Below are 13849 nucleotides of genomic sequence, written 5' to 3'. Positions count from 1 at the left end.
AACCGTGCAGCGACAGTTAACGCTCGATCTCGGCACCCCGCCGCCATCGACCTTCGACAACTTCCACACCGGCGCCAATGCGGAGCTGGTCGCGCGCCTGCGCGGTCTGGACGCCGCGCTCAGCGCGAGCGCGAACGCCGCCGACCCGCAAGCCGACCGCACGTTCTACATCTGGGGCGAACCGGGCAACGGCCGCTCGCATCTGCTGCACGCGCTCGCCTACGAAACGCCACCGGGACGCGTGCGCTATCTCGGGCCGAAAAGCGGTCTCGGCGCCTTCACCTTCGACGCGCGCGTGCCGATCTACGCCGTCGACGACTGCGATTCGCTCTCGGGCGCGCAGCAGATCGCGCTGTTCAACCTGTTCAACGAGGTGCGCTCGCATCCGGGCACGGCGCTGGTCGCCACCGGCAACGCTGCGCCGATGGGCCTCGCGGTGCGTGAAGATCTGCGCACGCGGCTCGGCTGGGGTCTCGTGTTCCACCTCGCGCCGCTCTCGGACGCGGGCAAGGCCGCCGTGCTCAAGCACGCGGCGCGCGAACGCGGCATCAATCTCGCCGACGACGTGCCCGCCTATCTGCTCACGCATTTCCGCCGCGACATGCCGAGCCTGATGAAGCTGCTCAACCAGCTCGACCGCTTCTCGCTCGAACAGAAGCGCGCGGTGACGCTACCGCTGCTGCGCACGATGCTCGCGAAGGGCGACGGCGAAGACGCCGCGACGGGCGACGAAACGGCGCTGGAAGGCGCGGATGAAGGCTTCGGCGAAACGGGCGCGCTGTTTGGCGGCGAGACGGGCGACGCAGCCGCTGAATCCACCGAATCCGCCGATCCTGCCGATTCCACCGCACCGAGCCAGCAAGTAACCGGCGACGACAGCGACGACAGCAACAACCGCGCAGAAACAGCCGCCGCCGCGCCCGACGCGCCTGACGAAAGCGCCCCGCGCGGCGTCGAACTCGAACTGTTCCCGAACGAGCCAGCCGGCGAGGCGGCACAGGAAGCGGGCTACGAAGCGCCCAAGCCGCCCGCGCTGCAACCGCGCGCGCCGCTCGGCGCCCCGCCGTTCCAGCCGCCGACCGACAATGTCGAAGGCGAACTGGGCGCGCCGTTCCGCGCGGTGGTGCACCGCGAGCTGGGTACGGAGCTGAAAGGCGAAGTGGAAGCCGACGTCAGCGACGAAATGAGCGGCGAGCTGAACGGCGACCTCGATCCGCCCGCCGCGGCTGCCGACCCGGTCGATCCGGCCAACCCCGCCGCTCCCGGCGCTCCGTCCAGCGCCGCCCAGCCCGACGATCCGGCGCGCTCCGGCCCGAATACCGCCCACGCGCAACCCGGCGCGGCCGCGCCTCACGACCCGAACGCGCCCCAAGCGCCGCAAGGCCAGCAAGACCCGCAAGACCCGAACAATCCGCAAGCCCCCGAGCGCCCCGGCTCGCCGCCCAACGCGGGCGCGGGCAACGGCTTCACCCGCTTCAAGTAAAATGAGCGCCCATGGCTAATCTCGCACTTTTCGATCTCGATCACACGCTGATCCCCACCGACAGCGACCACGAATGGGGCCGCTTCATGGTGAAGCTCGGCATCGTGGACGCCACCAGCTTCGCCGAGCAGAACGACCGCTTTTACGCCGACTACAAGGCCGGCAAGCTCGACATCCACGCTTACCTCGTCGCCATGCTCACGCCGCTCGCGAAGTACTCGCGCGCGCAGCTCAAGGAATGGCACGACCAGTTCATGCACGAGGTCATCCATCCGGCCATCCTGCCGGCCGCGCTGGAACTGGTGCGCGAGCACAAGGAAGCCGGCGATCTGTGCTGCGTGGTCACGGCCACCAACGAGTTCATCACGGCGCCCATCGCCGAGGCGTTCGGCGTGGACAAGCTGATCGGCTGCGAGGTCGAAACCGTCGACGGCCATCCGGCCTCGGTCTTCACGGGCCGCCCGACGGGCACGCCGAGCTACCGTGAAGGCAAGATCGTGCGCGTCGAAGCGTGGCTCGCCTCGCTCGGCAAAACGTGGTCGGACTTCGAGCACAGCTACTTCTATAGCGACTCGCACAACGACATCCCGCTGCTCGAAAAGGTCACCGACCCGATCGCGACCAACCCCGACGACACCCTGCGCGCTCACGCGCAACAAAAGGGCTGGCGCATCCTCGATTTGTTCCAGGCATCGTGATCAAGAAATTCATCCGCAAGCTGTTCGGCCAGGACGACAACGCCGCCGAACAAGACGACGCAGGCGCGCAAGCCGCAGCCCATCAGTCCGCCCCCTCCGCATCCGACGACGAAGGCGCGCCCCGCACGCGCCGCAAGGCCGCCGCGAAGACCGGCACGCGCGCCACGCTCTCGAAGCCGCGCGCCGCCAAGGGCGCGGGCGAGCCGATCTCGCCCGTGATCCTCTCGGCCGACGTGCACGGCATCAATCCGTCGCTGATCTCCCGTAACGCCGTGCGCGTGACCGAAGGCCTGCAGCAAGCCGGTTTTCGCGCGTTCATCGTCGGCGGCGCGGTGCGCGACCTGCTGCTCGGCGTCGCGCCCAAGGACTTCGACGTCGCCACCGACGCCACGCCCGACCAGGTGCAGAAGCTGTTCCGCCGCGCGCGCATCATCGGCCGACGCTTCCAGATCGTGCACGTGCAGTTCGGCCAGGAAATCATCGAAGTCTCGACGTTCCGCGCGCTCGTCGATGCGCCGCCTCCGCCCGTCGAATCGGCGGCCCCGGCCAAACGTATGCGCCGCGACGAACTCGACCGCAAGACCCACCACGTCGACGCGAGCGGCCGCGTGCTGCGCGACAACGTCTGGGGCGAGCAGCACGAGGACGCCACGCGCCGCGACTTCACGATCAACGCGATGTACTACGATCCGGCCACGCAAACCGTGCTGGACTACCACAACGGCATGGCCGACATGCGCGCGCGTCTGCTGCGCATGATCGGCGACCCGGCCACGCGTTATCGCGAAGATCCGGTGCGCATGCTGCGCGTGGTGCGTTTCGCGGCCAAGCTCGGCTTCGATATCGAAGCCGACACGCGCGGTCCGATCCAGGAACTCGCCGACCTCATCAACAACGTGCCCGCGGCGCGTCTGTTCGACGAGATGCTCAAGCTGCTGCTCTCGGGCCACGCGCTCGAATGCCTCAAGTGGCTGCGCAAGGAAGGGCTGCATCATGGGCTGCTGCCGCTGCTCGACGTGGTGCTCGAACAGCCGCAGGGCGAGCGCTTCATCTCGCTCGCGCTCTCCAGCACCGACGCGCGCGTGCGTGCGGGCAAGCCGGTGTCGCCAGGCTTCCTGTTCGCCACGCTGCTCTGGCACGACGTTCAGCAACGTTTGCAGCAATACACGACCGAGGGCGAATTCCCGGTGCCGGCGCTGCATCGCGCGATGGACGACGTGATCGACGCGCAAACGGAGAAACTGGCGATCCATCGCCGCTTCTCGTCGGATATGCGCGAAATCTGGGGTCTGCAACTGCGCCTCGAAAAGCGCGGCCGCAGCGCGATCAAGCTGCTGGAGCATCCGCGTTTCCGCGCGGGATACGATTTCCTGCTGCTGCGCTGCGAATCGGGTGAACTCGACGCCGAAATCGGCCAATGGTGGACCGATTTCATCAGCGGCGACCCGACCGCGCGCGAAACCCTGCTCTCGCAGGGCGGCACGAAAGAGCGTTCGCCGCGCAAGCGCCGCCGTCGCGGCGGTGCGAAGCGCAAGACGGGCGAAGCCGCGGTGGGCGCCGAAAGCGCCGACGCGGATGGCTCGTTCGGCGACGACGGCAACCCGCACGAGGACTGACGCCATGCAAGGCGCGGCAAAGTGCGGTATGGTCCATCGTCAACCGCAACGATAGTCGGAAGTGAAGCCATGACGGTTGCCTGGCTGGGAATCGGCGCGAATCTGGGGGATGCGCGCCAGACCCTCAAAGACACGGTGGTGTGCCTTGCGCAACAGCACTCCATCACCGTGCTCGCGAAATCGAGTCTGTACCGCACCGCGCCCATCGACGCGGGCGGTGACGACTATTTCAACTGCGTCGTGAAGCTCGACACGCGGCTCGCCGTGCGCGAGCTGCTCGGCCTGTGTCATCGCGTCGAGCATCATTTCGGCCGCGAACGCCCCTTTCGCAACGCGCCGCGCACGCTCGACATCGACATCCTGCTGTACGGCGGCGAGATCATCGACGAACCCGATCTCGTGGTGCCGCACCCGCGCATGACCGTGCGCGCGTTCGTGCTCGCGCCGCTCGCCGAGGTCGATCCCGAACTCGATATCCCCGGCCAGGGCCGCGTGAGCGACTTCCTGCCCGGCGTGGCCGACCAGCGTATCGAGAAGATGAAGCCGCTGTGCCAGTGTCTCGGCGTGCCGCCGCAGGCCGCGCCTGACACGGCGAACAGCGCGTCGAACGGTGCATCAAGCGGTGGATCAACCGGTGCATCAAGCGGTGCTACGGCGCCCGCCGACGGCACGCGCACGGGCCGCTGCGGATGAGCACGCCTTTACCCGTCGTCACCGCGCGCGCGGCCCGTCCGGCGCTCCAGTACATCGCCATCGAAGGGCCGATCGGCGCGGGCAAGACCGCGCTCGCGACGCGTCTGGCCGAACGCTGGTCGATGCAGACCCTGTTCGAGTCGCACGCCGGCAATCCCTTTCTCGAACGCTTCTGGCGCGACGCCTCGCAGCACGCGCTGGCCGCGCAGCTTTCGGTGGCGCTCCAGCGCGAGCGTCTCTCGCACGAAGTGGCCGCGCGCCGCGCCGCCGGTGCGCCGTTCGTGACCAACTTCCTCGCCGAGCGCAACGACGTGTTCGCGCGCCTCACGCTCACCGAAGACGAGCTGCCGCTCTATCGCGCGCTGGCCGAACGGCTGCCCGCGCAGGCGCCCGCGCCCGACCTCGTCGTCTACTTGCAGGCGAGCCCGGAAGCGCTCTACGCGCGCATCCAGAAGCGCGCCGTGGCGGCGGAACAGCACATTTCCGATGCGTTCCTGCGTGGCCTCTGCGACAGCTACAACGAATTTTTCTATCATTACGACCGTGCGCCGGTGCTGACCGTCGGCGTCGAAAATCTGCACCCGCTCGACTCCGATGCGGACCTTGCGCTGATCGCCGAACGTATCGAAACCATGCGCGGCCGCAAGGAATCCTTCGTCAAGGGCACGTCGCTGTAAGCGGCGTGTTCCTCTCTGCTTTCTCTATTTCCCTAACGGATTGCCCATGACTTACCTGCAGGAAACGAGCCGCAGCGCGGTCACCGTGCCCAAACTCCAGGCCATGCGCGACGCGGGCGAGCGCATCGCCATGCTGACCTGCTACGACGCGAGCTTCTCGGCGCTGTGCGACCGCGCGGGCGTCGATTCCGTGCTGATCGGCGACTCGCTCGGCAACGTGCTCCAGGGCCACACGACCACGCTGCCCGTCACCATCGACGACATCGCCTATCACACGGCCTCGGTCGCGCGCGCGCAGCCCAAAGCGCTGATCGTCGCCGATCTGCCGTTCGGCACGTTCGGCACGCCGGAAGACGCCTTCGCAAACTCGGTCAAGCTGATGCGCGCGGGCGCGCAGATGGTGAAGATCGAAGGCGGCGAATGGCTCGCGCCCACCGTCAAGATGCTGGTCGAGCGCGCGGTGCCGGTGTGCGCGCACATCGGTCTTACGCCGCAGTCGGTGCACGCGTTCGGCGGCTTCAAGGTGCAGGGCAAGAGCGATGCGGGCGCGACCCAGCTGATCCGCGACGCGCTCGCGCTGCAGGACGCAGGCGCGCAGCTCGTGGTGATCGAGGCGGTGCCGGCGGCGCTCGGCACGGAAGTCACGAAGCAACTGCGCATTCCGACGATCGGTATCGGCGCGGGCGTCGAGTGCTCGGGCCAGGTGCTCGTGCTGCACGACATGCTGGGCATTTTCCCAGGCAAGCGTCCGCGTTTCGTGAAGGATTTCATGGCAGGCCAGCCCGATATCGAATCGGCCGTGCGCGCCTACGTGAAGGCCGTGAAGGACGGCAGCTTCCCCGGTCCCGAACACGTTTTCTGATTCCGCTGCACGCGCGGGCCGACGCGAACCAACGCGGCCCGCGCTCACTCCTCCGCTTCATCCGCCCTCTTCATTCCGCCCATTCCGGGTCGCAGGTGAACAGGATCGTCAGCCAGCGGTGCGCCTCGTCGCCGCCGATGGCCCGGCCGATCTCATCACGGATCGCATCCCATTCGGCGAGCCGCTTCGCCGGCATCTCGGGCGACACCACGAAATACAACTCGATTTCTCGCGAGCGCCCGACCTTCGCCACATAGGCGCGGTGATACTGGAACGCGTAGCGCTCGACGAACTTCACGGCGATCGCATCGACTTGCGCCTTGAGGTCGGCGGGCGCCACGAGCAGCATATCGAGCAGGGCCTGGCGGATCTCCGCGAGCGGAATCGGCATGATGACCACGCAGACGAACGCCAGCGCCGCGGGATCGATATACGGCGCGTAGCGCGCCCACGCCGTGCCCTCGATCGCGTAACCCGCGCCGAACGCGATCAGCAGCGCGGCCGTGATGCCGCCCGACATGATCCACGACTTGATGTCGAGCCGCAGGAAGTCCGAGCGGATGCGCCGGTTCGCGCGCAACTCCAGCACGGCCATCGTGGCGCAGACGCTCACAGTCAGCGCCGCGTAGAGCAGCGCCGGACCGAAACGCAGCGCGTGGCCGCCGCCCAGCAGACTCGTGATCGCGTTGATCAGCGCATAGACCGTGACCGCGACGAGCAGCGTGCCGTTCAGCGCGAGCACCATCGGTTCGAGATGCCAGAAACCCATCGTGAAGCGCTCGCGCCATTTGCGCGGCAGATCGACGTCGACTGCGTGCGACGTGATCAGGCGCACGACGGCGAGCGCGAGCGCGCTCATGCTGGCGTCGACGAGCGAATAGACGCCGTCGAAGATGATCGAGAAGGAGCCGGAAAAGAGGCCGAACAGCACGCCGCCCGTGGCGATCAGCAGCGTGGTGGCGATCGAGAAGCGCAGCACGGCGCTCTCGTCCTGCATGCTCAAAAGGGAAGGTGCTGCCATGCCGCCGTCCTCCGCGGCCCCGCCGGGGCCAGGCAGCTAGCAGGCTAACCGAGGCGCGCGAAATCTGTCGCGCGCCTGTGCTGCGCCGTCCGGTTCAGCGGATCAAGCGCGCGGGCACTGCACCGCGCAGCGCGTTGGTGAGCAGCAGCGCTTCGGCGTTGAGCACGTCGTCGCGCGTGAGCACGCGCTCGTGTGCGCCGAACGCCGCGTCGTCGAGCAGCACGCCGCGCATCACGCCCGGCAGGAGCCCCGACGCGAGCGGCGGCGTGAACCACTGGCCGTCGAGCTTCACGAACACGTTCGAGCGCCCGCCTTCGGTCAGTTCGCCGCGTTCGTTGAAGAACAGCATGTCGAAGCCGCCCTGCGCCTCCGCCTCGCGCCACGCGCGGTCGAAGTCGGCGCGGCGCGTGGATTTGCGCAGCAACAGCGCGTCGGCGGACGCGACCGGCGCGTAGCCGTGATCCGGGGCCAGCAGCACGCCGACGGTGTCCTGCGCCAACGGCGCAAGCGGCGCACTCGTCAGCGCGAACTCGCCGTGCTTGCCGAGCGCCACGCGCACGCGATGCGGCACGTGTTCGTCGCCGAACGCAGCACAGGTCTCGCTCAAACGCGCACGCAGCGCCTCGACGTCGCACGGAAAACCGAGCCACGCCGCGCTCGCCGCGAGCCGCGCGAGATGGCGGTCGAGGTGGCGCACGCCTTCTGCGCGCGTCGCGTACATCGTCTCGAACAGTTCGAGGCCAGGATCGGCCTGAGTCAGGAAACGCGCTTTCAAGCGGCACTCCTCGTATTCGTCGGCGGCCACGCTGTCGAGGACGATGCCCGCGCCTACGCCCATCCGGCCGCGCCGCATCGGTGCGATATCGCCCGCTTGTTCGGCTTGCGCCGCTTCGAGCGTCAACGTGCGGATCACGACCGAGAGACAAAAGTCGCCGCACGCCTCGCCTTCCGGCGCGGCGTCGAGCCAGCCGATCGTGCCCGTGTACAGCCCGCGCGGCCCGTGCTCCAGCGCCTCGATCAGCTCCATCGTGCGATGCTTGGGCGCGCCCGTGATCGAGCCGCACGGGAACAGCGCGCGCATCGCGTCGGCGAACGTGGTGCCCGCGCGCACGGTCGCCTCGACCGTCGAGGTCATCTGCCAGACCGACGCATACGGCTCGACGCTGAACAGCGCCGGCACGCGCACCGAGCCCGTTTGCGCCACGCGCGACAGATCGTTGCGCAGGAGATCGACGATCATCACGTTTTCGGCGCGATTCTTGGGATCGGTCGCGAGGAATTGCGCAGCGGCGGCATCGCGCGCCGCATCGGCGTCACGCGCGGCGGTGCCCTTCATCGGTTTCGCGCGCAAGGTCTCGCCGTGCTTTTCGACGAACAGTTCCGGCGAGCACGAGAGCACCCAGCGGTCGCCGGGCAGCGCGATCAGCGCGCCATAACGCACGCGCTGACGCTCGCGCAGACGCCGGTACAGCGCCACGGGTGCGCCGAACGTCTCGAAATCGAGCCGGTACGTGTAGTTGATCTGATACGAGTCGCCGATGCGCAAGGCGTCCTGCACGGCATGGATGTCGTGCTCGAAGCGCTCGCGATCGACGCCCATCGTCACCGCCGCGATACCGGCGGGCGCGGGCGACTCGCTGCCTTCGCGCGCGGCGAGCCAGGCATCGGCTTCCTCTCGCGAGAGCTTTTCGCAGTGCGCGAACAATAAAAAACGCAGCGCGGCGTGGCCGTGCTGCGTTTCTGAAACGTGAGGTGCGGACGATTGCGACGACAGCGCCGCGTCGTGCTTCGCGAATTCGAGCGCGCGCCCGAATTCGTAGTCGCCGATCACGAGCGCGTGGAGCCCCGCGCGCTGGTCGGCCTGCACCTGGGCGCAGGCCGCGTCGAGATCCGCCGCGCGTTCGCACGCGACTTCGCGCACGAACCCCGTGTAGAGACGGCTCGAACGGCGCGTGGCCGTCGAGTCGCCGTCGTCGAGCAGCGCGAAGACCGCGCCGCCAGGATTGACTGCCATGGACTTGCTACCTGCTACTGCATCGATACACCGCAATGCGCGGGTGAACGCGCATCAGTCGAAGAAACTCTTCACGCGGTCGAACCAGCTCTTGCTCTGCGGGCTATGGCGCGAACCGCCTTCCACGAGCGACTTCTCGAACTGCTGGAGCAGATCGCGCTGATTGTCGGTGAGCTTGACCGGCGTTTCGACCTGCACGTGCACGTACAGATCGCCCGCGATGCTCGAACGCAGACCCTTGATGCCCTTGCCGCGCAGACGGAACGTCTTGCCCGACTGCGTGCCTTCCGGGACCGTGAAGGTCGCGCGGCCCGCCAGCGTGGGGACTTCGATCTCGCCGCCGAGCGCCGCCGTGGTGAACGGAATCGGCATCTGGCAATGGAGGTCGTCGCCGTCACGCTCGAACACCGCGTGCTGCTTGATGTGGATTTCCACATACAGGTCGCCCGACGGACCGCCGTTGATGCCCGGCTCGCCGTTGCCGGCCGAGCGGATGCGCATGCCGTCGTCGATGCCCGCCGGAATCTTCACTTCGAGCGTCTTGGTTTCCTTCACCTTGCCCGCGCCGTGGCAGGCCGTGCAGGGTTCGGGAATGTAGGAACCCGTGCCGTGGCACTTCGGGCAGGTCTGCTGGATGCTGAAGAAGCCCTGCGACATGCGCACCTGGCCGGAGCCGTGGCAGGTCGGGCAGGTTTCCGGCTTGGTGCCAGGCTTCGCGCCCGAGCCGTGGCAGACCTCGCAGCCGCTCCAGCCCGGCACGCGGATTTGCGTCTCGTAGCCGTGCGCCGCCTGCTCCAGCGTGATTTCCATGCTGTAGCGCAGGTCCGCGCCGCGATACACCTGCGGGCCGCTGCGGCCGCCGCGCTGACCGGCGGCCTGGCCGAAGATGTCGCCGAAAATATCGCCGAAGGCGTCGGCGAATCCGCCGAAGCCCTGCGCGCCCGCGCCGCCCATGTTGGGATCGACGCCCGCATGGCCGTACTGGTCGTATGCCGCGCGCTTTTGCGAGTCCGACAGCATTTCGTAGGCCTCTTTGACCTCCTTGAAATGCTCTTCCGCATCCTTGTTGTCCGGATTGCGGTCGGGGTGATACTTCATCGCGAGCTTGCGATACGCCTTCTTGATTTCGTCGTCGCTCGCGTTCTTCGCGACGCCCAGAACCTCGTAGTAATCCCGTTTCGCCATATCGGTTCAACGCCGGCCTGACGCTTTGCAGCGCACGCCGGCTCCTCTTGAATGCTGGATCTCGTGACCCGTTAGCCGTTCCTTTCACGCCCCGCGCCGGCGATTTTCGCGCCCTTGCGGCCCCTGTTACAGAACGGCCTCCATAAAACAAATGTGCCCGGAGAGCCGGAAGGCTCGCCAGGCGCTGCAATGCTGACGCGCATCGTAACCGATGCGGCCGTGCTCCGGTATTCATTCAAGCCGCCACCCGGAGGCGGCGGCCCGGCCGAACCGGCTTAGTCCTTCTTGACTTCCTTGAACTCGGCGTCGACCACGTCGTCGGCGTCGTTCTTCGCGGCCTGCTCGGCACCGGCTTCGGCGCCTGCGCCCGCTGCCGCACCGGCTTGCTGCGCCTGCATGTCGGCGTACATCTTTTCGCCGAGCTTCTGCGATGCCGTCGACAGCGTCTCGACCTTCGCCTCGATCGTGGCCTTGTCAGCCGACGAATCCTTCAGCGTGTCTTCGAGTTCCTTCAGCGCGGCTTCGATCTTTTCCTTTTCGGAAGCGTCGATCTTGTCGCCGTACTCGGCCACGGCCTTCTTCGTGCTGTGAACCAGCGCGTCGCCCTGGTTGCGCGCGTCGGCCAGCTCACGCAGACGGTGATCTTCTTCCGCGTTCGCTTCGGCGTCCTTCACCATCTTTTCGATTTCGGCTTCCGACAGGCCCGAGTTCGCCTTGATGGTGATGCGGTTTTCCTTGCCGGTCGCCTTGTCCTTCGCGCCCACGTGCAGAATGCCGTTCGCGTCGATGTCGAAGCTCACTTCGATCTGCGGCACGCCGCGCGGTGCGGGCGGAATGCCTTCGAGGTTGAACTCGCCCAGCAGCTTGTTGCCCGCTGCCATTTCGCGTTCGCCCTGGAACACCTTGATCGTCACGGCCGACTGGCTGTCGTCCGCCGTCGAGTAGACCTGAGCGTGCTTGGTCGGGATCGTGGTGTTCTTGTTGATCATCTTCGTCATCACGCCGCCGAGCGTCTCGATACCGAGCGAGAGCGGGGTGACGTCGAGCAGCAGCACGTCCTTGCGGTCGCCCGACAGAACCTGACCTTGAATCGCGGCGCCCACGGCGACGGCTTCGTCCGGGTTCACGTCACGGCGCGGATCCTTGCCGAAGAACTCCTTCACCTTTTCCTGCACCTTCGGCATACGCGTCTGGCCGCCGACGAGAATCACGTCGTCGATGTCGCCGACCTTCACGCCTGCGTCCTTGATCGCGACGCGGCACGGCTCCATGGTGCGCTCGATCAGGTCTTCGACCAGCGCTTCCAGCTTGGCGCGCGTGATCTTCAGGTTCAAGTGCTTCGGACCCGAGGCGTCCGCCGTGATGTACGGCAGGTTGATTTCGGTCTGCTGGCCCGACGAGAGTTCGATCTTGGCCTTTTCAGCGGCTTCCTTCAGGCGTTGCAGCGCGAGCACGTCCTTCGAGAGGTCGACGCCCTGCTCCTTCTTGAACTCGCCGATGATGTAATCGATGATGCGCTGGTCGAAGTCTTCGCCGCCGAGGAACGTGTCGCCGTTCGTCGAGAGCACTTCGAACTGCATTTCGCCGTCAACGTCGGCGATTTCGATGATCGAGATGTCGAACGTGCCGCCGCCGAGGTCGAACACGGCGATCTTGCGGTCGCCCTTTTCGGCCTTGTCCAGACCGAACGCGAGCGCGGCTGCCGTCGGTTCGTTGATGATGCGCTTGACTTCCAGACCGGCGATGCGGCCGGCGTCCTTGGTCGCCTGACGCTGGCTGTCGTTGAAGTACGCGGGAACCGTGATCACGGCTTCGGTGACCGGCTCGCCGAGGTAGTCTTCAGCGGTCTTCTTCATCTTGCGCAGGACTTCTGCGGAAACCTGCGACGGCGCGAGGTTCTGGCCATGCGCTTCGACCCATGCGTCGCCGTTGTCGTGCTTGACGATCTTGTAGGGCATCAGGTTGATGTCCTTCTGCACTTCCTTCTCGTCGAAGCGGCGGCCGATCAGGCGCTTGACCGCGTAAAGCGTGTTGCGCGGGTTCGTGACCGACTGGCGCTTGGCCGGCGCGCCGACCAGGACTTCGTTGTCGTCCATGTAGGCGATGATCGACGGCGTCGTACGGGCGCCTTCGGAATTCTCGATCACCTTGACCTGATTGCCTTCCATCAGCGCCACGCACGAGTTCGTGGTGCCGAGGTCAATACCAATAATTTTGCCCATTTTTGTCAAATCTCCAATTTTGATCGCTGCGCGGACGCCGCTTGCGCGGTTTTCGACGCGGTTTCAACAAGGTTGCAATCCGCGTGATCGCGGCTGGCGTCCACTTCAATTCAGAACTGCTGCCCAAATAAGTGCCGAGTTGGCGCTTTTCAAGAGGTTTGGGCTATGCGTCCGTTAATTTTTTTCAATCGGCGGCGCATTTTCGCGATGTTTTGGAAAAAGCGCCACCTTCGCTTTCGAACGCCTTACGAAACGACCACAAGGCCGCCGGAAAGCGCCACTGCGCTAATGCGGATTACGGCTGCGCGACGCCGCGTCTTCAGTCTGAGCGCCGACGCTGCGCGGCGCGCGCCATTTACACCGCTTGTTTCGCCCGCTTACTTCGGCTGTGAAACCGTGACGAGCGCCGGACGCAGCACGCGGTCGGCGATCACATAGCCCTTTTGCAGCACGCTGACGACGGTGTTGGCTTCCTGCTCCGACGGCACCATCGAGATAGCCTGATGGCGGTGCGGATCGAACTTCTCGCCGACCGGGTTGATCGCGAGGACCTTGCCCTTCTCGAGCGCGCCGCTCAGTTGCTTGAGCGTGAGCTCGACGCCTTCGTTGACCTTCGCGAGGTCGTCCGAGCCGTGCGCGAGCGCGGCTTCGAGGCTGTCGACCACCGGCAGCAGGTGCTCGGCGAAGTTTTCGATGGCGAACTTGTGCGCCTTGGTGACGTCTTCCTGCGCGCGGCGGCGCACGTTTTCCGTCTCGGCCTTGGCGCGGATGAAGGCGTCCTGCAGCTCGGCGACCTTCGCTTGCGCCTCGGCAAGCGCGGCGTCCACGCCGCCTTGCTCGGCCTGGCCGGCTTCGGCCTGCGGCTGCGCCGCGGCTTGGGACGCCTCGTCCGCGGGCGTGGGGTTCTGGCTCGTCGGGTTCTCTTGCGTGTTTTCCATGTCGCTGAACGTCGTTGAATAGTAAAAAGGGACACAAAGCACCGGCCCGCGCGGGCCGTTTTTCCGCCGCTCCCGCCGCCGTTGCGCCGGCGCGACAGATGCTTCGTACATTGCGACAGCACATGGGTGCCGGATCGCTTGTTTCAAGGGCTTTTCAGCGGTTTTTTATACAAGGGTCAAACCGCAGAAACCACCCGTTACAATCATTACCGCAGTGCGGAAGAAATGAAATTGAGTGCGCCGCGCGCCTGACCTACACTCAGGAACAGGTGCTGCTCATCACACGTATACCCTGAGTCACGCACCGCACCGATTGGACCCGAAACCGGGTCTGCCTGGCCGTTTTGGCGCGATCCCCTGGGGGTACCGTGAAACTGACCTTTGCCATATCGGTGGTCGCTCTGGTACTCATTGCCGGAACCACGACCATCTGCATGTCC

At 66.3% G+C, this 13849-nt stretch carries 10 protein-coding genes and 1 pseudogene; 6 read left to right on the top strand and 5 right to left on the bottom strand.

What is annotated here, in order from left to right:
• Nucleotides 1-4 precede the first annotated feature (4 nt).
• The 6 genes and pseudogenes from hda to panB form a co-directional block, all read left to right on the top strand.
• A pseudogene (hda, locus tag LDO54_RS01405) lies at nucleotides 5-727 on the top strand (DnaA regulatory inactivator Hda); the annotation flags it as partial.
• Nucleotides 728-1494: 767 nt separating this feature from the next.
• Nucleotides 1495-2181: an HAD family hydrolase gene (locus tag LDO54_RS01400; protein WP_224005035.1), complete on the top strand. Its 687-nt coding sequence runs from the start codon at nucleotides 1495-1497 to the stop codon at nucleotides 2179-2181.
• The gene (gene pcnB / locus LDO54_RS01395; RefSeq protein WP_224005032.1) at nucleotides 2178-3797 is read left to right on the top strand and encodes a polynucleotide adenylyltransferase PcnB; all 1620 of its coding nucleotides are present in this window, start codon (nucleotides 2178-2180) and stop codon (nucleotides 3795-3797) included. Before LDO54_RS01400 ends, pcnB begins: the two co-directional genes overlap by 4 nt.
• A gap of 69 nt (nucleotides 3798-3866) precedes the next feature.
• Nucleotides 3867-4490 (top strand): 2-amino-4-hydroxy-6-hydroxymethyldihydropteridine diphosphokinase, encoded by a 624-nt coding sequence (gene folK, locus LDO54_RS01390; RefSeq protein WP_224005028.1) that lies wholly within the window; start codon nucleotides 3867-3869, stop codon nucleotides 4488-4490.
• Entirely contained in the window at nucleotides 4487-5167 is a 681-nt protein-coding gene (locus LDO54_RS01385; protein ID WP_224005024.1) for a deoxynucleoside kinase, read from the top strand. Before folK ends, LDO54_RS01385 begins: the two co-directional genes overlap by 4 nt.
• Nucleotides 5168-5213: 46 nt before the next feature.
• On the top strand, nucleotides 5214-6029 hold the full coding sequence (gene panB, locus LDO54_RS01380; protein WP_224005021.1) for a 3-methyl-2-oxobutanoate hydroxymethyltransferase: 816 nt from the start codon (nucleotides 5214-5216) through the stop codon (nucleotides 6027-6029).
• Between the two features lie 70 nt (nucleotides 6030-6099).
• Here panB and LDO54_RS01375 read toward each other — a convergent pair whose 3' ends face one another.
• The 5 genes from LDO54_RS01375 to grpE form a co-directional block, all read right to left on the bottom strand.
• Nucleotides 6100-7050 carry a cation diffusion facilitator family transporter gene (locus LDO54_RS01375; RefSeq protein WP_224005018.1) on the bottom strand — a complete coding sequence of 317 codons (951 nt, stop codon included), beginning with the start codon at nucleotides 7048-7050 and terminating at the stop codon, nucleotides 6100-6102.
• A 94-nt stretch (nucleotides 7051-7144) separates the two neighbouring features.
• On the bottom strand, nucleotides 7145-9064 hold the full coding sequence (gene pabB, locus LDO54_RS01370; RefSeq protein ID WP_224005015.1) for an aminodeoxychorismate synthase component I: 1920 nt from the start codon (nucleotides 9062-9064) through the stop codon (nucleotides 7145-7147).
• Nucleotides 9065-9118: 54 nt separating this feature from the next.
• Nucleotides 9119-10249: a molecular chaperone DnaJ gene (gene dnaJ / locus LDO54_RS01365; RefSeq protein ID WP_224005012.1), complete on the bottom strand. Its 1131-nt coding sequence runs from the start codon at nucleotides 10247-10249 to the stop codon at nucleotides 9119-9121.
• Nucleotides 10250-10524: 275 nt separating this feature from the next.
• On the bottom strand, nucleotides 10525-12471 hold the full coding sequence (gene dnaK / locus LDO54_RS01360; protein WP_224005009.1) for a molecular chaperone DnaK: 1947 nt from the start codon (nucleotides 12469-12471) through the stop codon (nucleotides 10525-10527).
• Between the two features lie 377 nt (nucleotides 12472-12848).
• Entirely contained in the window at nucleotides 12849-13409 is a 561-nt protein-coding gene (gene grpE, locus LDO54_RS01355; protein ID WP_224005197.1) for a nucleotide exchange factor GrpE, read from the bottom strand.
• Between the last annotated feature and the right edge of the window lie 440 nt (nucleotides 13410-13849).

Source organism: Paraburkholderia tropica (assembly GCF_914484835.1).
GTDB lineage: Bacteria > Pseudomonadota > Gammaproteobacteria > Burkholderiales > Burkholderiaceae > Paraburkholderia > Paraburkholderia tropica_A.
The sequence above is the reverse complement of the archived record's forward strand: the minus strand, read 5'-3'. Positions and strand labels throughout refer to the sequence as shown.

What these genes read in the sequence shown, in the direction of transcription:
- LDO54_RS01385 (WP_224005024.1), top strand. Translation starts at nt 4,487, where the DNA reads ATGAGCACGCCTTTACCCGTCGTCACCGCGCGCGCGGCCCGTCCGGCG.
- panB (WP_224005021.1), top strand. Translation starts at nt 5,214, where the DNA reads ATGACTTACCTGCAGGAAACGAGCCGCAGCGCGGTCACCGTGCCCAAA.
- LDO54_RS01375 (WP_224005018.1), bottom strand. Translation starts at nt 7,050, where the DNA reads ATGGCAGCACCTTCCCTTTTGAGCATGCAGGACGAGAGCGCCGTGCTG.
- dnaJ (WP_224005012.1), bottom strand. Translation starts at nt 10,249, where the DNA reads ATGGCGAAACGGGATTACTACGAGGTTCTGGGCGTCGCGAAGAACGCG.
- LDO54_RS01400 (WP_224005035.1), top strand. Translation starts at nt 1,495, where the DNA reads ATGGCTAATCTCGCACTTTTCGATCTCGATCACACGCTGATCCCCACC.
- pabB (WP_224005015.1), bottom strand. Translation starts at nt 9,064, where the DNA reads ATGGCAGTCAATCCTGGCGGCGCGGTCTTCGCGCTGCTCGACGACGGC.
- dnaK (WP_224005009.1), bottom strand. Translation starts at nt 12,471, where the DNA reads ATGGGCAAAATTATTGGTATTGACCTCGGCACCACGAACTCGTGCGTG.
- grpE (WP_224005197.1), bottom strand. Translation starts at nt 13,409, where the DNA reads ATGGAAAACACGCAAGAGAACCCGACGAGCCAGAACCCCACGCCCGCG.
- folK (WP_224005028.1), top strand. Translation starts at nt 3,867, where the DNA reads ATGACGGTTGCCTGGCTGGGAATCGGCGCGAATCTGGGGGATGCGCGC.